General features: G+C 40.9%; 17 protein-coding genes and 1 pseudogene. 15 read left to right on the plus strand and 3 right to left on the minus strand.

From position 1 onward, the window contains the following. The first annotated feature begins 3 nt into the window (after nucleotides 1–3). Together ehuD and ehuA are read left to right on the plus strand one after the other, a co-directional pair. Nucleotides 4–711, plus strand: a complete 708-nt coding sequence (ehuD, locus tag NIE88_RS00455; RefSeq protein ID WP_253057738.1) for an ectoine/hydroxyectoine ABC transporter permease subunit EhuD — start codon at nucleotides 4–6, stop codon at nucleotides 709–711. Continuing rightward, entirely contained in the window at nucleotides 695–1504 is an 810-nt protein-coding gene (gene ehuA, locus NIE88_RS00460) for an ectoine/hydroxyectoine ABC transporter ATP-binding protein EhuA (RefSeq protein WP_290446231.1), read from the plus strand. Before ehuD ends, ehuA begins: the two co-directional genes overlap by 17 nt. An 824-nt stretch (nucleotides 1505–2328) precedes the next feature. Here the strand turns inward: ehuA and NIE88_RS00465 are convergent. Further along, nucleotides 2329–2721 (minus strand): helix-turn-helix domain-containing protein, encoded by a 393-nt coding sequence (locus NIE88_RS00465; protein WP_253057739.1) that lies wholly within the window; start codon nucleotides 2719–2721, stop codon nucleotides 2329–2331. Nucleotides 2722–2989: 268 nt separating this feature from the next. On the opposite strand from NIE88_RS00465, the gene NIE88_RS00470 reads away from it, so the two are divergent. From NIE88_RS00470 to NIE88_RS22550, 7 genes are all read left to right on the plus strand, one after another. Next, nucleotides 2990–4534, plus strand: coding sequence for an ABC transporter substrate-binding protein (locus NIE88_RS00470; protein ID WP_253057740.1), 1545 nt, complete (start codon nucleotides 2990–2992; stop codon nucleotides 4532–4534). Nucleotides 4535–4586: 52 nt separating this feature from the next. Then, entirely contained in the window at nucleotides 4587–5504 is a 918-nt protein-coding gene (locus NIE88_RS00475) for an ABC transporter permease (protein ID WP_253057741.1), read from the plus strand. Between the two features lie 13 nt (nucleotides 5505–5517). After that, on the plus strand, nucleotides 5518–6414 hold the full coding sequence (locus tag NIE88_RS00480) for an ABC transporter permease (RefSeq protein ID WP_253057742.1): 897 nt from the start codon (nucleotides 5518–5520) through the stop codon (nucleotides 6412–6414). A gap of 27 nt (nucleotides 6415–6441) precedes the next feature. After that, entirely contained in the window at nucleotides 6442–7431 is a 990-nt protein-coding gene (locus NIE88_RS00485) for an ABC transporter ATP-binding protein (RefSeq protein ID WP_253057743.1), read from the plus strand. Continuing rightward, the gene (locus NIE88_RS00490) at nucleotides 7421–8389 is read left to right on the plus strand and encodes an ABC transporter ATP-binding protein (RefSeq protein WP_253057744.1); all 969 of its coding nucleotides are present in this window, start codon (nucleotides 7421–7423) and stop codon (nucleotides 8387–8389) included. The genes NIE88_RS00485 and NIE88_RS00490 overlap by 11 nt, the downstream gene beginning before the upstream one ends. A gap of 78 nt (nucleotides 8390–8467) precedes the next feature. Continuing rightward, nucleotides 8468–9583 (plus strand): aminopeptidase, encoded by a 1116-nt coding sequence (locus tag NIE88_RS00495; RefSeq protein ID WP_253057745.1) that lies wholly within the window; start codon nucleotides 8468–8470, stop codon nucleotides 9581–9583. 49 nt (nucleotides 9584–9632) lie between these two features. Then, a complete protein-coding gene (locus NIE88_RS22550; RefSeq protein ID WP_253057746.1) occupies nucleotides 9633–10706 on the plus strand; it encodes a M24 family metallopeptidase in 1074 nt (357 codons plus the stop codon). A 509-nt stretch (nucleotides 10707–11215) separates the two neighbouring features. Here NIE88_RS22550 and NIE88_RS00505 read toward each other — a convergent pair. Beyond that, a complete protein-coding gene (locus NIE88_RS00505) occupies nucleotides 11216–11707 on the minus strand; it encodes a hypothetical protein (RefSeq protein ID WP_253057747.1) in 492 nt (163 codons plus the stop codon). Nucleotides 11708–11845: 138 nt separating this feature from the next. Here NIE88_RS00505 and NIE88_RS00515 point away from each other — a divergent pair, with 138 nt between their 5' ends. The 4 genes and pseudogenes from NIE88_RS00515 to NIE88_RS00530 all read left to right on the plus strand — a co-directional run bounded on the left by NIE88_RS00515 (nucleotide 11846) and on the right by NIE88_RS00530 (nucleotide 15427). Next, complete coding sequence (locus tag NIE88_RS00515) at nucleotides 11846–12586, plus strand: family 1 glycosylhydrolase (RefSeq protein ID WP_507237319.1); 741 nt, start codon at nucleotides 11846–11848, stop codon at nucleotides 12584–12586. Between the two features lie 633 nt (nucleotides 12587–13219). Further along, nucleotides 13220–13879 (plus strand): ribulose-phosphate 3-epimerase, encoded by a 660-nt coding sequence (locus NIE88_RS00520; RefSeq protein WP_253057749.1) that lies wholly within the window; start codon nucleotides 13220–13222, stop codon nucleotides 13877–13879. A 3-nt stretch (nucleotides 13880–13882) separates the two neighbouring features. Then, nucleotides 13883–14331: pseudogene (rpiB, locus tag NIE88_RS00525) on the plus strand (ribose 5-phosphate isomerase B). 73 nt (nucleotides 14332–14404) lie between these two features. After that, the gene (locus tag NIE88_RS00530; RefSeq protein WP_253057750.1) at nucleotides 14405–15427 is read left to right on the plus strand and encodes a LacI family DNA-binding transcriptional regulator; all 1023 of its coding nucleotides are present in this window, start codon (nucleotides 14405–14407) and stop codon (nucleotides 15425–15427) included. A gap of 678 nt (nucleotides 15428–16105) precedes the next feature. Here NIE88_RS00530 and NIE88_RS00535 read toward each other — a convergent pair. Then, on the minus strand, nucleotides 16106–16339 hold the full coding sequence (locus tag NIE88_RS00535; RefSeq protein ID WP_253057751.1) for a hypothetical protein: 234 nt from the start codon (nucleotides 16337–16339) through the stop codon (nucleotides 16106–16108). A 563-nt stretch (nucleotides 16340–16902) separates the two neighbouring features. Here NIE88_RS00535 and NIE88_RS00540 point away from each other — a divergent pair. Together NIE88_RS00540 and NIE88_RS00545 are read left to right on the plus strand one after the other, a co-directional pair. After that, on the plus strand, nucleotides 16903–18183 hold the full coding sequence (locus tag NIE88_RS00540) for an aspartate aminotransferase family protein (RefSeq protein ID WP_253057752.1): 1281 nt from the start codon (nucleotides 16903–16905) through the stop codon (nucleotides 18181–18183). A 15-nt stretch (nucleotides 18184–18198) separates the two neighbouring features. After that, on the plus strand, nucleotides 18199–19179 hold the full coding sequence (locus NIE88_RS00545) for a C-terminal binding protein (RefSeq protein WP_253057753.1): 981 nt from the start codon (nucleotides 18199–18201) through the stop codon (nucleotides 19177–19179). Nucleotides 19180–19749: the final 570 nt, after the last annotated feature.

Raw genomic sequence — 19749 nt, forward strand, 5'->3', positions numbered from 1 at the left:
GCGATGTGGAGCTGGGATTTTGCGATTTCTATCTTGCCGCAACTTCTTCAAGCAATGGTTGTCACGATTGAAGCAACAATTGTCGGTTTTATCGTTGCCACTGTACTGGGGTTATTCTGGACAATCTGTCGTCGTTCTTCAATAAAACCACTAAAATTCGCGGTTGTTGCGATTGTTGAATTTGTTCGAAGCACGCCGCTGCTTGTACAGTTGTATTTTATCTTTTTTGTCTTTCCGACGTTTGGTATCACTTTGTCGCCTTTTTCAGCAGGTGTACTGGGACTCGGTCTCCATTACAGTACCTATTTGACCGAGGTGTTTCGTACAGGAATTGATTCAATTCCGAAAGGTCAGTGGGAAGCGTCGACCGCACTCAATTTGTCAAAGATAAAAGTATGGACACATGTGATTATGCCACAGGCAATTCCTCCGATCATTCCAATGCTCGGGAACTATTTTATCGTCATGTTTAAAGAAACGCCGCTGCTTTCGGCGATATCCATTGTGGAAATGGTTCAAGCTGCCCAAATCATTGGTTCCAATTCATTCCGATATGTGGAGGCATTTACTGATGTAGGTGTGATTTTCCTACTGCTCAGCTATCCTGCCTCGCTGCTGTTTCAATATACGGAGAGACGGATTCAGCATCGATTTGATCTCTCAGTGAAAGCATCTAAAATTGAGGAGGATCACTATGCCACGAACAAGTGACGCAAGTCTATTAAATCAAGAACCCTATGTGAAGTATCGAAACATTGGTATGAAATTTGGTGACACAGAAGTCATGAAAGGGATCAATTTTGATATATTATCTGGTGAAAAAGTTGCCATGATCGGTCCCAGTGGTTCGGGAAAGACAACATTGGCACGGATGCTGATGACCCTTGAAAAGCCGACAGAGGGAACCATTGAAATTGGGGGGAAACTTTTATGGCATCGTCGCGCGAATGGCAAGCTTGTTGACGCCAATCTTAAACATTTACGCCAGGTTCGTGGCCAGATCGGCATGGTTTTTCAGCAGTATAACTTGTTCCCACATATGACCATACTCCGAAATGTGATGGAAGCCCAGGTTCATGTACTGGGATTGACAAAAAAAGAAGCGGAAGATCGGGCACGTAAAATTCTAAAGAAAGTGGGGCTTGAGCATAAATGTGATGCCTATCCGGCACAATTATCCGGAGGACAGCAGCAACGGGTGGCAATGGCGCGTGCCGTTGTGATGAAACCAAAAATAATGTTGTTTGATGAAGTGACTTCCGCCCTTGACCCTGAACTTGTAGGTGAAGTACTGGAGGTAATTCGTGAAATTGCTGAAGAGGATGAAATGGCAATGCTGCTGATTACCCATGAAATGGCATTCGCACGAGATATCGCTGATCGTGTGGTCTTCATGGCAGACGGTCAGATTATCGAACAAGGACCGCCGGAACAAATTTTTAACTACCCTCAGCATCAGCGTACAAAAAATTTTCTTAGCCGCTTTTCAACGGAATTTCACTGAAGGCGGTCATTCGTGCTCGAATCTTGTGTTCATTCATTTGAATCAACCAAAAGGTGGCCGGTCGTTAGTGAAACAACAAATGAGCTAATGACCAGTCATTTTTTGATTGATTAATAAATGTATGTAAATTATTTAAGTTGGCGGTTAAATTTAGGATTGCTGTATAAACAATCAATTACAATGAATGGGGAACCTTGTGCTTTACAATTGGAGGACAAGGGAAGGCAAACACTTCACGATCTTCCCCTAGATTTCTTTCAAATGCTAGATTAATTGAATTGGTTACCATCTGTATGTTCCCATTTTTAGGGGAAAAGGCAGAAGTTTGATACACATTTAAAATGGCCTGGTAGAGAACGTATGCTTGATCAGGTCTGCATGATCAAGGGGCATAACTGAAATCATAAAAAAACCGTCCTGCTTCCACAATTATAGACGGATTCTTCTTTTTATCTAATTGTATCAAGACCAACATTGCAGACAGAAGTGACTATCGGTCATGTGATAGATTCACTTCGTTTAGTCTAGGCGGAGGTCCGAAGTTTAGCGGATTTTTATTCGAGTGCTTGAAAAATAAGGGGTTACTAATGCTTTGGTCATTATTATTTTTCTTGCCTGATCTGCAAAGTGAAGATGACGCGATCCAATTTGTTCATTACGACAATGTTGGATGTGGGAATTTAAATTGTGCCATGAAATTGCTGGCATATCAGTGAATCAGTCCCTATGGTTCACCAAAAAGGTTATACATTATCGATTGCTCGATAACAATTTTAATCCCTTCGCAAAAGGTATGCATTATTACGACACAGGGGGCCGCTTACTTATTTGTGAAATGTTTTAAGCTCATCCTGAAAAAACGTCCAGTATCGATTTAATGCAGCAAGGTTTTTCTCAGGATCTGTAATCAATTGATCAATAAGATTAGGGTATTTCTTTAACTCTGTCAATAGTTTTATATCATCTGCTGACAGATCTAAGTTATTGATTTTATAAGAACTTGAATGCTTTCTGACATTAGTTTGCCCCATTAAATAGTCCGCACTGGCATCAAACAATACAGATAAGGTCAGCAATGTTTCCAGTGAAGGTTCGTTTCTTCCCTGCTCGTAGTAACCATAAGCACTTGTGCTTATGCGAAGCTTCTTTGCCACATCTTCCTGCTTCAGATTCGCTTCTTCTCTTAATTTTTTTAATCGATCAGAAAAAGTAGCCAACAGGCAACACCCCTTATTAATGCGGAAATTATACAATAAGAACTTGTGAAATAATAAAAATACAATAAAAAGTCTGGAAAAACATTTACACACAACATAATGTTGTATATAATAATTTTTGTAAGCAAAACTTACATAAATTGATTCGACCTTTTTAACAAAATACAGATAAAAGTCAGGAGATGATAAATTGTTGATAGCGATTCAAATATGTTCTGAAGTCTGACTATTCTAAATTAAAAATGATACTTGGGAGGATAATCAAAAAATGGCTATGCGCAAAAAGAAAAAAGGCTCGTCGCTGTTGTTAATCATTGTCGCCATGCTAATGGTGCTTACTTCAGCATGCTCATCAAATCCAAAATCAGGAATTTCTTTAAAAAACAAGCAATTATCTATTGCTCTTCAATCTGATGCAACTACATTATTGGCTAATACGGATGTAAACTCAGCTACCGATGTTCAGATCCGTAATATCTATGATCCACTAATCAAGAGAGATGCAAAAACAGGTGAATTCAAACCATGGCTGGCGACAAAATGGAAAAGTGTCAATCCAAATACATGGGAGTTCTCGTTAAGAAAAGGGGTTAAGTTTCAGAACGGACAGCCATTTAATGCAGAAGCTGTAAAGGGAAGCGTTGACTACATTCTTGATAAAGCCAATAAATCCGCTTATTTATCAAGATGGGCTGCAATTAAAGAAGTTAAAGTCGTAAATGATTACACCGTGCAAATTATCACCTCAACCCCATACCCTACTTTTCTGCATCGTATCGCTGATGACCTTCTCGTTATGGAGCCTGATTATTTAAAAAAAGTCGGTTTGAAGAAAGCAGCAGTTGCTCCGATCGGTACGGGACCTTATAAGCTGAAAGAATGGAAAAGAAATCAATATCTGAATTTGACAGCAAATAATCAGTATTGGGCAGGAAAACCTAAAGTCAAAAAAGTTGAGTTCCGCTATATCCCTGAGTTCAGCAGCCGTATGGCAAGCTTTTTGAACGGTGAAATTGACTTGTTTGATAATGTTCCCGTTGATTCTGTTAAACAGGTTAAAGAGTCATCAACAGGGAAAATAGAACAGGTTAAATCAGCACGTGTGGATTACTTGGCTTTAAATACATTCAGCAACGGACCGATGAAGAATCAGAAAGTAAGGCAAGCCATTAATTATGCGGTGGATGTGCCTAGTCTCTTAAGAACTCAATTAAATGGATACGGGGTTCAGATCACGGGATCGCTCGCGAAAAACAATCAGGATTATGTAGCAACCAAAGGATATACTTATGATTCTAAGAAAGCGATTAGTTTATTGAAGGAGGCCGGATATGATCCCCAAAAAATGACTCTGACTCTTGATACGCCGACCGGAAGATATCCGATGGATAAGCAAGTTTCTCAGGCAATCGCTGCCCAGTTGGGGAAAATAGGAATTAAAGTGAATGTTCATGTTAATGAGTGGGGGGCTCATTTGGCGAAAATAACGCAGCACCGTGCGGGCGATATGTTCTTTTTAGGCTGGGGTCCCTCATATGAAGGGCAGACGACCATTCAAAACCTATTTACCAAAAACGCCCCGTATAGTGGATTCTATGATCCAAAGGTTGAATCAGCAATCAATAAGGCCATTCCATTATTTAAAGAGTCAGAAAGAAAAAAGGCCTTTGGCAAGGTTGAGCAAATGCTGGTTGATAAGGCAGCATGGGTTCCGCTGTGGCAACAAGAAAACATTTATGCGGTCAACAACAGTCTGAACTTCACACCGCGAACCGATGAAACATTACAAATTTTCGATATGAGCTGGAAATAAAAAAGCAAGGAACGTAGTACGTCATATCGGTTGTTAAGAAAGGAGGAACAATGTGCCCGAATTTATTATAAAACGTGTTCTTCAAACATTAATCGTTGTATTTCTTGCTTTAACCGGCGTGTTTTTTTTGGTACGGTTATCAGGCGATCCTACTATTCTATTTCTGCCGCCGGATGCTCCAAAGGATCAGATTGCAGAATACCGTCATACCCTCGGCTTTGATCGTCCTCTGTATGTTCAATATGCTGATTATATCATACATGTCGTACAGGGAGATTTTGGAGATTCATTAGTTACAAAAGAAAGTGCACTTGGCAGGATTCTATCCAGTTTTCCGGCAACCCTGCAGCTGGCTTTGTCCGCATTCGTTGTATCACTCGTTATAGCAATACCGATTGGTGTGCTGTCTGCCTATAAAAGGAACACTTGGTTTGATAAGTTCGGTGTTGGTTTGACTGTTCTGGGGCAGGCGATTCCAAGCTTTTGGCTGGGTCTGCTTTTCATCTATTTTTTCGCTGTTAAACTGCATTGGTTTCCAACCGGTGGAAGATCTGCATCGCTCTCAATGATTCTTCCAACAGCAACATTGGCGATATATAGTCTGGCTAGACTTGTACGTTTCACAAGATCCAAAATGCTGGATGTCTTAAAAAAAGACTATATTCGAACGATGAAAGCAGTCGGTGTGTCTACATTAGAGATTTTGACCAAGTATGCGCTCAAAAATGCATTGCTCCCAATTATAACGCTTATCGCATTAGACCTGGGGGCCTTGTTGGAGGGCGCTGTGATTACAGAGATTGTCTTTTCTTGGCCGGGAATCGGCATGCAGGTGATGAATGCATTGATGTCCAGAGATTTTCCAGTTGTCATGGCGGGCATCTTTGTCATCTCATTAATTTATTCAGTTATCAATTTCGCAGCGGACTTGCTTTATTCGGTTGTGGATCCACAAATTCGATTGAAATGAAGGGAAGGTAACAATGACAAACGTGGTACGAAAAACAGATACTGAAGAGAAATCAATGCCTGTTTTGCGAAGAAAAAGTCATTTCGTTTCCTTCTTCTCGGATCTTATCCGTAGTAAAACAGGACTCGCCGGTTTCTTTATCATATGTCTTTTGTTCGTGATCGGGATTATAGGTTTTTTAATTGTTCCATTTAATCCAATGGATACAGAGACAGCACAGAAATTACTTCCTCCCCATACTGAGGGACATTTGATGGGAACGGATCAGCTGGGCAGGGATGTTTTCTCCAGAGTCATTCTTGGTACGAGAGTATCGCTGACTATTGGTATTGTTACGGTGGTTCTCGCAGGCGTTATCGGAACGGTAATCGGCGTTCTTGCGGGTTTTTTCCGTGGCTGGCTCGATATGGTTCTGATGCGCATTGTAGATGTCCAACTCAGTTTTCCGTTCATTCTTCTTGTTCTCGTTGTCAACGCAGTACTGGGAAGCGGGCTGAAAAATATTATTATATCTCTGATTATTGCTGGTTGGGTTGTATTTGCTCGCGTGGTTCGCAGTGAGGTTCTCGCAATTCGCGAGAAGGAATTTATTATTGCTTGCGTGGCAACAGGTGTGTCAGGATGGGAGATTATGGTCAAGCATATTCTGCCTAATCTGTTTACCCCGATCATTGTTTTAGCTTCGTTGCAGGTCGCTAATTTTATTATTGCTGAAGCCTCTGTCAGTTTTCTTGGCTTTGGTGTCCAGCCCCCGCAGCCTGCCTGGGGAAATATGTTGAATGAAGGAAAAGACTATATATTTAATGCTTGGTGGATGATTACTTTTCCCGGACTCGCTATCGTCATCACAGCACTTGGGATCAATTTGTTCGGTGACTGGTTGAGAGATGAGCTGGATCATGACTTATAAAAGCGCGACGGGGGGCGATTTTGAATCATGAAGAATATTCTTGATGTTTCTAATTTAGAGGTAAAGTTTCAAACACGACGTGGAGGCGTGCAGCCGCTTAGAGGAGTAAGCTTCCGAGTCCATGAAGGTGAAACGTTGGGCATTGTCGGAGAATCCGGATGCGGAAAGAGTGTCACATTGCTTTCGGTTATGGGGTTGCTTCCAAATGACATGGCGGAGATCAGTAAAGGGAAAGTGCTTTTTGAAGATCAGGAAATTACCCATTTGAAAGAGCATGAGCGGAGAAAATTAAGAGGCAGCAAAATGTCGATGATCTTCCAGGAGCCAATGACTTCTTTAAATCCTGTTTTTACAATTGGCGATCAATTGAGCCAGCCTTTGCGCAAGCATACAAAGCTTGGGAAAAAAGAGATGAAGAAACGAATCATTGACATGCTGAAATTGGTCGGTATTTCCAGAACGGAAGAAATCATCCATCAATACCCTCATCAGTTATCCGGAGGGATGAGGCAACGCGTGATGATTTGTCTGGCAATTATTTGTGAACCGCAACTTCTTATTGCAGACGAACCGACGACAGCTCTGGATGTAACCATTCAGGCACAGATCCTTGATCTTCTAAAGAAGATTAAGCAAAAAAATAACATGTCGATTATTTTTATCACGCACGATCTAGGTGTTGTTGCGGAGCTATGTGATCGCGTCATTGTGATGTATACCGGTCAGATTGTTGAGGAAGCAGATGTGAGAACTTTCTTCAATAGTCCAAAGCATCCGTATTCAAAAGGCCTGCTTGCCTCAATGCCGAAGGAAGATGAAAGAAAACAAAAGCTGTATGCGATAAAAGGGAATGTTCCCGGATTGAACGAACTGCCTTTAGGATGCTCGTTCTCAAATCGTTGCCCCATGGCATTTGATCGCTGCAAAATGAGTCCACCGGTTGTAAAAGTTGACGGTCAAATCTGCAGATGCTGGCTCTATGCTGAGCAGAAGGTGGGTGAGCAGCATGGAGAATGATAGAGTCTTGCAGGTTGTGAATCTAAAAAAATATTACACGGTGAATGATGGATGGTTCAGTAGTGGTCAACGGGTTAAGGCGGTTGATGATGTTAGTTTTTCCATTTATAAGGGCGAAACGGTTGGTTTAGTTGGTGAAAGTGGTTGTGGTAAATCAACAACCGGACGAACCGTATTGCAGTTGAGCCAGCCAACGTCTGGAAAAATTATCTTTGAGGGTACAGACATTAGTAAGCTCAAAGGACAAGAGCTTCGACAAATACGAAGAAGGATACAGATGATTTTTCAGGACCCTTATGCGTCGCTAGACCCGCATAAAACGATTCAACAGATTCTAACTGAACCATTGCATGTGCACCATTTATATGATAAAAAGAAACGAATTGAAAAGGTAAGAAAAATGCTGAAAACGATTGGATTGACTGATACTTATCTTACACGATATCCGAATGAGCTGTCGGGAGGGCAGAGGCAACGTATCGCCATTGCGCGGGCTGTTATTCTCCATCCGTTGCTTATTGTGGCTGATGAACCCGTGTCCGCATTAGATGTGTCTGTGCAGGCGCAAGTAATCAATCTTTTAATGCATTTACAGCATGAGTTTCAGCTGACTTACTTGTTCATTTCTCATGACTTGAATGTGGTTCGGCATATTACAGACAGAATCATCGTGATGTATCTTGGGAAAATGGTCGAAGCCGCACCTACTGAAGAACTCTTTAGAGATCCGAAACATCCTTATACACGCGCACTGCTGTCTGCGATTCCGATTCGTAATCCGGACGAGCATACAGATCGGATCGTTCTAAATGGTGAAGTGCCGAGCCCGGTTTATCCCCCCTCAGGATGTCCGTTTCATGAACGTTGTCCAAACGCAATGGATATCTGTTCCAAGGCAGCGCCTCGACAAGTAAATCTTTCTGAAAAGCATAAAACAATCTGTCACCTGTACAGTTGAATGCTGATATCTATGCAGTTGGCGGTAGTCATCAATCACCTGATTTAAAAGATTGTATTGAAAAGGAGATTTTTAGCAATGGAAGACACGAGAATTCGGAAGTATGCTCAATTTTTGATTAATGAAGCAGTTGATCTGAAAAAGGGCGAAAAGATTTTAATTGAACTTCACGGACATGCCTATACATTGGCAAAAGCTTTAGTAGAAGAAGCTTATCATGCGGGCGGACAACCTTTTATTCACGTTTTTGATTATTCTATTGAAGGTGCGCTTGTTGCCGGAGCTGATGATGCACATATGGAAAACGTAACCAGTTATGAATTAACACGCATGAAAAACATGGACGCGTACATTGATGTCCGTGCTACAGATAATATTCATGCATGGAATAATATCTCGGATTCTCAACAAGCCGTGTATAATAAAAATTATTGGGGTCCTCTTCATTTACGTCAGCGTTGTAACCATACCAAATGGACGGTGCTGCGCTATCCCAATGATGCGATGGCTCAGCTTGCAGGCATGGCCACAGAGGAGTATGAGGATTTCTACTTTAAAGCCTGCTTGCTTGATTATAAAAAAATGGGTGAAGCGATGAAAAACATTGAGAAGAGAATGGACAGTGTGGATGAAGTGCATATTACCGGCGCAGGCACGGATATTCGCTTTTCTATCCGTGATATCCCGTCACATGGCATGCATGGCAACAAAAATATTCCGGATGGAGAGATTTATACTGCTCCTGTACGGGATTCTGTTAACGGCGTGATCACGTACAATGTCCCGTCTCCGTATAATAGTTTTCTATTCAAAGATGTCACCTTTGAATTTAAAGAGGGAAAGATTATTCGCGCAACCTCAAATAATACGGAGCTATTAAATAAAATACTTGATACAGATGAGGGTGCCCGTTACATTGGTGAATTTGCGATCGGCGTTAATCCGGTGATTATGACACCTATGGAAGATATCCTTTTTGATGAGAAGATTGCAGGAAGTTTTCATTTCACACCGGGCAACTGTTATGATGACAGTAGTAATGGGAATCATTCTGCTGTGCACTGGGATCTGATTAGTATTCAAAGACCGGAATATGGTGGAGGCAACATGTATTTTGACGGTGAATTGATTCGAAAAGACGGGCTTTTTGTGGTTGATGATCTGAAACCACTGAATCCTGAAAATTTATTTTAATTTTCAACATTTATACGTTACGGTGAAAATTTGAAAGGAAGTAATCCTAGTGAATCGGCAAAGGCTTAATCGAGTATTGAAAAATATGGAAGAGGAACATCTTAAGCAGATACTTGTCACTTCAACTGCTTCTGTGTATTATTTGACTGGCTATTGGGTTGAACCCATTGAGCGGCTGCTTGCATTGTACATTCAAGATAACGGTAAAGCCATCCTGTTTGGAAATGAATTGTTTGACCTAGTTCCTCGGGAAGGAATTGAATTAGTCCTTCACAGTGATTCGGATAATCCTGTTGCTGATCTAACCAAGGTGATTAAACCGGGAGAGATTGGGATTGATAAATTCTGGCCCTCATCCTTTCTCATCAATATGATGAAGCTTCGCCAGGATGTTGTACCCGTTCCAGGATCTGGTCCAGTTGATCATGCGCGCATGTTAAAGGATGAAGAAGAAATTGCACAAATGCGCCATGCATCCCAAATCAATGACATGATCATGGAAAAAGCAATGGCAAAATTGCAACCAGGTATTCGTGAAAACGAAATTTCTATGTACATTGAGAAACTGTATGCGGCAAACGGAGGCGATCATTCTCCTGAAGGACAGATTGTTTCATTTGGTGCCAACGCAGCAGACCCTCACCACTGGTCTGCAGATTCCATCCTTAAGGAGGGAGATGGGATTGTTTTCGATATCTTTAATCCAATAAAAAAATATTGGTGCGATATGACACGAACTGTTTTCTTCCGTAAGACTAGTGATGAGCAGAGAAAAGTGTATGAAACAGTTAAAGAAGCCAATCTTGCCGCTGAGGCTATGATCCGTCCGGGTATTCCGATGAGTGCTATTGACCTTACCGCACGAAGAATTATTGAACATGCCGGCTATGGAAAATACTTTACCCATCGACTCGGTCACGGCTGTGGATTAGAATGCCATGAAATCCCTGATAACAGCAGTTCAAATCATATGCTCACACAGCCTGGAATGATTTTCTCAGTAGAACCGGGCATCTATATCCCTGGTGAAACAGGCGTACGTATTGAGGATCTTGTGCTTGTGACAGAGGATGGCTGTGAGGTACTGAATGCGGTATCCAAAGATCTTAAAATTATTGAATGATTTTGCTGATTCGTTGATTGCTAGTTAATCGGAATCAGAGCAGACGACAATAGAATAAAGAAGAAGAGTCCCAAATAGCGATAAATTTTTGGGGCTCTTCACTATACCTGCACACGTCACGTTTACTGGTAGGTTAATATAAGAAGCAGTTCGGAGTATCTGGAATAGAGAATTTATAATTTAAATCTAGAAGTAGACCTATTGCGGATTATGCGGAAGAACATGATCGAATGAGAGCCGTTCAGGGAGAGATTATCGAATTTGATGACGCAAAAAATCGAGAAAATAGGAACGATTGATCCGCTTGTCGGAGCATGTTGAGTCTTTTTAAGCTAAACTGCGTATTGTCTATCTGTCCCGTTATTAAACGAAAGATTTTATTTGTAAGGTTGGTTATAGTATTGCGTAGTGAGCTTGATCCGCAAATAGGTTCTTGATTTCGGAATCAAAAAGGGCTACACATTAAGCAGTCAAACGTATAGGAGCAACTAAGGAGGAGCTCGTCTCTATTATCGAGCCTGTTTTAAGTTTCTAATTTCACCTTCTTGGACAATCGACCGTACGGAAAGGGTAGTTAAAATTTTTGCTTGTTCGTCAGCTTTCACATTTAGAGCGGTGATGGATTCTGAATTTTCAGCGACTTGTTTTTGAATGCCATCTACTTTTCTCTCAATTTGATTTAAGCGATCGTTCATTCCATCAAGTCGCTGATCAACAGCATCAAGTCGCCGATCAACAGCATCAAGTCGCTGATCAACAGCATCAAGTCGCTGATCAACAGCATCAAGTCGTTGATCAACAGCATCAAGTCGCTGATCGACAGCATCAAGTCGTTGATCAACAGCATCAAACCGTTGGTCAATAGCATTAAACCGTTGATCGACAGCATCAAATCTTCGATCAATGCCCTCGAATTTTCGGTCAATGGTTTCAAATTTTTGGTTGACTTCTTTAAATCCTTGTCGCATTTCTGTGAGAATTAACTTAAGTTCTTCGTTCATTCCGTTCACCTCTCTTTTAATCGATTTGTATTTCAATCACTATATCTAATTATATACGGAAACACGGGAGCCGTATATATTATTTTTTATACTATAAGGAAGTTTAAAATTCGGCCGAGCATAAGAGCAACTAAGTCCTTGCTTTGTTTATCGAAATTTGGAAAGGGATTATCCATTGTTGATGTGGAACCTTCATGGCCGAATCGCGAAGAAATGCTTGCACATCCAAAGGAGTTCCTGGAAATTAAGGATAAATATTATTACTCTTCATATAGGGCAATTGATTTTTACGGACATTTTCAGGAGGACATTAAACTATTAGCCGAAATGCATTTTTCTTCATTACGACTTTCAATTAACTGGACACGTATTTTTCCCAACGGCGATGAAGAATTACCTAATACGTATCAATCGGTTGCCAATCCATATCTTGAGGTTTCAGATTGGCATTGGCCAATAGATCCAGTGGGGCTTCGCTATTCATTAAATGGTTTATATGATCGTTACCAAAAGCCGCTCTTTATCGTTGAAAACGGGCTCGGTGCGACGGATAACATAGAAGCAGATGGATCAATCAATGATGATTATAGAATTAACTATTTCAATGATCATTTGTTTCAGATTGGTGAAGCTATTAAAGATGGTGTTGATGTAATCGGCTACACCACCTGGGGTCCCATTGACCTAGTCAGTGCCGGTACAGGTGAAATGAAAAAAAGATATGGGTTCATCTATGTTGACATGAATGACAATGGAGAAGGAACTCTTCAGCGCAAAAAGAAGAAAAGCTTTTATTGGTACCGAGATGTCATTGATTCTAAAGGGAAGAAACTGGTACCTCCAAACCGAAAATCGGGTACCGGAACAAAAACCAGATGATGCATAATAAGTGTTTCTCTACAGCACTGAGTTCTTTAATCAAAAATTAAAGCAGTTGTCTGTATCCTAATGTTAACACTGATCCCGGCAATTAATGAAACAAAACAAACCTTTCTGAGTGAATCGTGAACAATTTAAACAGACGCTCACGGATTATGTTGTGGTCCTTAGGTTGGGGATTTGTAAAGGAATGAATGGCAGTATGCATTCATTCCTTTTTCTATAGAGCATTATTGATAGTGATTATGAAAATGAACGTGTTTGAGAAGACGCTGAAAATAATAGGTGAAAAAGACTCTTTTAATTACACATGGAAATACAGGTGTGTACCTCCCTTTTTTACAAAGGACAGGGATGCTACGAGTTAGGAGTTATAAACGAGAAATATTTTTACTAAGAAAGAAGCGGTTTATCTACTTGTTTTTCGCAAAAAGCTTTTCGATTAGGGTTTTATCATTTAAAATGGTTTAATTGTGAAAGCCTTTACAAAATAATTCTATTTTGTTATGATTAAATGGTAAGATGAGAAAACGATTACTCAATCCCCCCTTTGGTCAAATATGTTTAAATTCAATTTTTATTTTTCATGTTTGAGAAAACGATTACCCAAAATTGAGAGTGAGGGACTGCGCGATGCAAAGAAAATTGTATCCATCAATGATGTGTGCCGGTTTTAATCATTTGTCAGATGAGGTAGAACAGCTTTCAGCTGCTGCTATTGATGGGTTTCACATGGATATTATGGATGGCTCGTTTGTTCCGAATTTTGGTATGAGTCCGGAGGATTTTAAAACCGTTGCAGATCACGCGGATAAGATGCTTGATGTCCATTTAATGATTGATCATCCGGAAAGATATGTGGCGATGTTTGTGACATTAGGTGCGAAGCGTGTTTATTTTCATCCTGAAGCAACTCCGCATTCTGCGCGGATTATTAGTCAAATTAAACAGATTGGTGCAGAAGCCGGAATTGCCATCAATCCGGGAACGTCTATTGCTTCAATTAGTGAGTTATTGCCGCTTGTTGATCAAGTCTTAGTTATGACGGTCAATCCCGGTTTTGCAGGGCAGGAGTATCTGGAATTTGTAACCGGGAAAATTAAACAGCTGAGTCGGATTCGCAGGGATTATCACTTTGAAATCGTTGTCGACGGAGCAATCTCTCCTGAGAAGATCAATGAGCTCAATCCCTTAGGTGTGACCGGTTTTGTTCTCGGAACTTCAGCCCTTTTTGGAAAGGGAAAAAGCTATAATCAAATTATTCGTTCATTGAAAGAACAACAGGAGGCTTAAACGGTGAAAATTGCTATTGGTGATGATCATGTCGGACTTATTTTAAAACCGGCAATTGTTGACTGTTTACATGAATTGGGGCATGAAACGGTAAACGTAGGAACGGATTCGAGTGAACAAACGGATTATCCAATCTATGGTGAAAAGGTAGGGCAAATGGTTGCTTCAGGCGAAACGGATCTTGGAATGATCATTTGCGGAACGGGTGTGGGCATTTCGCTTGCAGCAAATAAAGTCAAGGATATTCGGGCGGTTGTATGCAGCGAACCTTATAGTGCGAAACTTTCACGTGAACACAATAATACCAACATACTGGCTTTTGGATCATGGGCTATTGCGAGGAACTAGCCAAGATGATCGTCAAAGAATAGCTTGATGCAGCGTTTCTTGGCGGCAGACATGGACGTCGGGTGAACATGCTCTCAGCTATTGAGGAGGAACAAAGAAAATAAATAAAGCGGTGACCGTTCACTGTGGTTGTAATTGTAAGGTAAAATAAATGATGAGAAAGTTTGTGTTAACAGCATGAATAATAATGATGAAAATAAAATTTCGATTAAACAGATTGCCAAGCTTAGCGGAGTTTCTCCTGCAACCGTTTCACGAGTCATTAATAATAATGGCAGATTTTCTGAAAAGACACGGCATCATGTCATGAAAGTAATTAAAGAAAATAATTATGGTATGAACTATATTGCTAAAAGTCTTAGAATGAAAAAATCATTTACAATTGGCGTACTCGTACCCGATATCAGCAATGCCTTTTTTTCGTCTATTGTATTGAGAATGGAAAAATATCTGTACTCTAAGGGTTATTCAGTGATTATATGCAATACTGACCGAGATGAGCAGAAGGAACTGGCCTATTTGCGAACGCTGGAAGGAAAAATGGTCGATGGATTATTAGTTATCTCTGGTGATCAGGAATTTGATCCATCGGTCGTTCAAGCACAAACGCTTACTGTATGCATTGACCGCAAGCCCAAGAATGCCGACAATGTTGTTTTCATCAGTTCTGATCATTATCGCGGTGGCTTATTAGCAACGGAGGTATTGATTAAAAAGGGATGTGAAAAATTAGGTATTATTATCAGTCATGAAAATCTTTATTCATCAAGAGAGCGGCTCCGAGGGTTTAAGGACGCACTTGAAACATATGGATTGCCTTACAGTGTCAACAAAGTCATCAGGGTTGAAGATAAGGAAACAAAGCCTGAAGCAGCAAGGCTTCAAATCTTAAAAAGTCTGCGGCAGGGTGATTTGTTTGACGGTGTTTTTGCGATCAATGACCGTTTGGCGTTCGGAGCGATGAAGGCCTGTCGCGAATTTGGCCTAAAAGTACCTGAGAATGTCAAAATTATTGGTTTTGATGATGATCTTTTATGTACCTACAGTTCTCCGTCACTGTCATCCGTGAAACAGGATAGTGACCAATTGGCAAAGAAAGCCTGTGATCTTTTACTGAAATTAATTCATTTAGAGGTACTGACATCCAATGAAAGATGCCAGATAATTCCGATAAATATTGTATTGAGAGAATCGGTTTAATTCATCATGCAAATCTTTTTACAAAGAGATCGTTTGAGCGAGTAAAAATAAGCAGTCATCTCTTCAAGAGATGGCTGCTTCATAAATATTTGTTTTTGAACCATCTAATCAAGAGATGTTCACGAAAATCTAGTTTGTATAGTGGAAATAAGAAAATGGGGAGGTTGCACAGCAAATAAGAGTATTTATGACTGACGTGGAAGTTGTGGGTTCCGAACCTAAATCATTCCCCTTGGTTTGGCAAGGTGCGCATGTGGCGACTTGGGGGTGGGGATAGGAAATCAGCAACTGAGAGTGGCTGACCTTTTGTTGCGATGACTTGCTGGAATGCGGGGACAAGCGTTTAATTACGTAGGCTTTTGCACATCAATGAATTGATGTGTCGGGGGTTCCTTTAATAAATTATTGCTGTGCTCACCTCCTTGGTTAAATCATACTAAATATTTAAATTAATGGAAATATTTATTTGCAATTATAAAAAAATAATTATCCAACTGTTCACAAATTAGAAACAAATATAAAGTTTTGGGTATAAAGACCCATATTTCCAAAGTGCTTTACGATTCTGTAAAATGATTAACCCGAAAAACATTAGTTTTCTACAAAAAAAGACCCCATTATGCAATGGGGCCGGGGAAAGGTTGTTTCTATAATAGTTATTACCGATCAGGGAAAATTTTAAACATTAGGAATCTGCTCAATTAAGGAGACTAACGGATTAATTTTGCAATTATATTTAGCAACTCTTAAATACGCATAATCTTCAAGCACTAAGTATTTATTGTCCTCAAACACGATAATATCACCTTTGGTGTATTTTGTTTTATCGGTGTTAATGAGCATCGTTTTACTTAAATACCATGAAGAATAATAATGATCAATGAATTGAACAATGTACATATCTCGAAGCATTGATAGATCCTCCTGAATCAATTTGAGAAGTCATTCACTCAAGAAAATACTACCAAAAAACGATTACAAAAAAGTTACATGTATTGTTACATATAGATGAGACTGTTTCAGGCGTCGATGGGACGGATCTGAATTTCTAGAGCGACTCCCATTCTCTCCAACTGAGATCAATTTAGATAAAAAGAAATTGAGCTATTGTTGGGTACAATTATGGAATTCCCTGATCGATGAAGTGCAGTTTTCCGTTTGCAGGAATAATTAATCTATCCTTTGTTGTTGCTGCTTTGCTGCTGATAAATGCAAACATTATCCGCATGATTATTGTGAGTTTTTTTGACAGCACCACTTTTTTGCGCGCGGCAACATTTAACGCAAATAGACAAAATAATGTAGACCTGGATGCTTTGTAGAGCGGCCGTTTATAAAAATGTAATAGTTAATTGCTATGCAAAGATTGCAAAAGAACATGAGTGAAGCATATTCCCCCAAACCCCAAATACCTATATAAAATGAAACTTTCCAGCAATGAGCCAATGACTTAATCCTACGATGGGGGGATGAAGATGAATTTCGAGGACTATCAGCCTTATTTGAGTCCGGCACTTGCAAAGGCAACGGACCTGATTGCTGTAAGTGGCAAGGGTTGTTATTTGACCGATAGTAAAGGGGATCGGTATCTGGATTTCGTTCAGGGAATCGCGGTCAATGCGCTGGGACATTGCCATCCGAAGATTGTTGAAGCGATTAAAGCGCAGGCGGAGAAACTGATTACAGCCTCGTTCAATGTTGTCAATTACCCGGCAACGCTTGAGCTTGCGAGGCGGCTGGCCGGAGTGACGCCGGGTGAGTTGGATTCCGTATTCTTCTCCAATGGGGGAGCAGAAGCAGTGGACGGTGCGCTGAAGCTGGCTAAGGTTTACACACGGAGACCGGCGATCATCGCGTTTCAAGGCTCTTTTCATGGACGGTCATTCGGGGCTTTATCCGTGACGGGCTCGAATGCCAACTATCGCAAGTATTATGAACCATTGGTGGGTTCAGTTTATTTTACGGCGTATCCGTCAAAGGATTTATGTCCTAAGGGATTCAATGAAGAGCAAAGAACGAAGTTTTGTCTGAGTGAACTGGATCGACTTTTTGAAAATCTTGTGGCACCTGATCAGGTAGCGGCGATTATTATGGAACCCGTTCAAGGCGAGGGCGGTTATGTTGTTCCTTCGAGGGCGTTTGTACAGGAAATTCGTGAGCGCTGTGATCGATATGGCATTTTGCTGATTCTAGATGAAATTCAATCGGGTTACGGACGGACAGGGAAAATGTTTGCGAGCAGTTACTTTGATGTGGTACCCGATATTATGACAATAGGCAAGGCAATTGCCGGCGGTTTGCCAATGAGCGCGGTGATTTCGACAGCGGCAATTATGAAGGAATGGCATCCGGGAATGCATGGTACCACTTTTGGCGGAAATCCAATTTGTGCGGCGTCCGCTTTGGCTGTTCTGGATGAATTCAAACAATCGGCTCTGCTTAAGCATGTGAACGAGGCTGGCACATACTTGAAGAGTCAATTAGTGGGACTGCAAAAGAAATACAACTGTATTTCCGATGTTCGGGGACTGGGGCTAATGCTGGCGATTGAATTTTCTCATCCGGATGGCAGCCCTGCCGGAGATCTATTGGAAGCAGTCAGGACCGGCTGCCTGAAAAATAAATTGCTGACGCTATCCTGCGGCGTCCATCATAACGGCATGCGTTTTGCCACGCCGCTGAATGTGACTCGGGATGAGATTGATCAAGGAATCACAATAATCGATTCAGTGATGAATCGACTTTGCGTTCAATAAGAAAGGACTGAGGTCATGGAAAAAAAGAAAGTCTTTTACTATAACATTGACGATAATCTGGATTATGAACACGATTTGCTGAACACGTGGGGTATTGATAATTTGGAACTCATTGAAGTTAAGGATTATAATGGGGTGCAACCATTTATTAATCATGCGAAAGAGGCGGATGGTGTTGTTGTCGAATATCAGCAAATTTCCCGGGAAATTATGGAGGAATTGCCGAATTTGAAAATCATCGCCCTTCAATCGATTGGTGTCGATAATGTGGATGTCGAATCAGCGACTGATCATGGCGTGTGTGTAACGAATTGTCCGGGTTTTTGTTCAGAGGAAGTAGCATTGCATACTGTTGGATTAATCATTGATCTGACTCGGAAAATTACATTGCTTGATCGGACGGTGCGTGGCGGAAAGTGGGACCCATTGTATGGATACAAAACCCATCGATTGACAGGAAAAACCGTCGGGCTCTATTTTTTCGGCAGTATACCTAAAACAATGATGCCCATGCTTCGTGCACTCAGCGTCAAAGTACTTGTTTTTGCGCCAACAAAAACAAAAGCTTTCTTGGAAGAATATGGTGCGAAAAAAGCGGAGACATTTGAGGAGCTGCTCATGCAGTCGGATATTCTGTCGCTGCATTGTCCGCTCATGGATTCGACCACACATCTCATTTCTTGGCGTGAATTGAAGCTGATGAAAAGGGATGCTTTTTTGATTAACACTGCACGCGGCAAGGTTGTTGATGAGACGGCACTTGCTAAAGCCCTAACGGATGGTGAAATCAGAGCTGCTGCTGTTGATGTCATTGAAGATGAGGAAACGGAAAGCAGTCCTCTATTTAATATAGAAAATACGATTATCACCCCACATTCAGCATTTATCTCTGAAGATTCCTTTTATGATGCGCGGAAAACAACGTTGAAACAGCTTGTGCAGCGATTAAGTAAAGATCAAAAACCATCAAATCTGGTGAATCAGGGCGTGATGTAACCGCAAAGTCAAAAGCCACCCCGATTGGTTTTAGACTGAAAATCTCTTCAGAACCCGACGGGGTGAGTACTGGGATAAAATCAGTGCTTCGGAAATGATCCGCGCGATTACCATTATCAAATCGATCGGACGCAGAAGCAGCTGCATAAGGATTCTTTCAAAACTAAAAGAAGACCGGGAAATCAAGGAAGACTCGATAAATCGATAAGTGACTGGAATAAATCGGGAAAATAAAAGGCACTTTGTCGCACGATATCCTTTTAAAACATAATGGCCTTTTAATGAGCAGATAGAAAGGTTTGTTCTTCTGTGCATTTGAGGTCCTTTTTCACATTTATGATTGGATATGTGCTCAGATCGGGTCAGACAATTTATGGAAAATAGCGACGTGCAAAAGACTGCTGTGGTCGGGTTGCTGTGGTCATTAGTAATCACGGCGCAAATGATGTCAACTAAAAATTCAAGGTGCTTTGCGAAAGGTAAACAGGCAACATTGGATGTGTTTGGCATTGGACCATTCTTGTGAAACGAGAGATGGAAATGGAATTCATACATTTTATCGTTGAGATG

Source organism: Sporolactobacillus shoreicorticis, assembly GCF_024125445.1.
GTDB classification, from domain to species: Bacteria; Bacillota; Bacilli; order Bacillales; family Sporolactobacillaceae; genus Sporolactobacillus; species Sporolactobacillus shoreicorticis.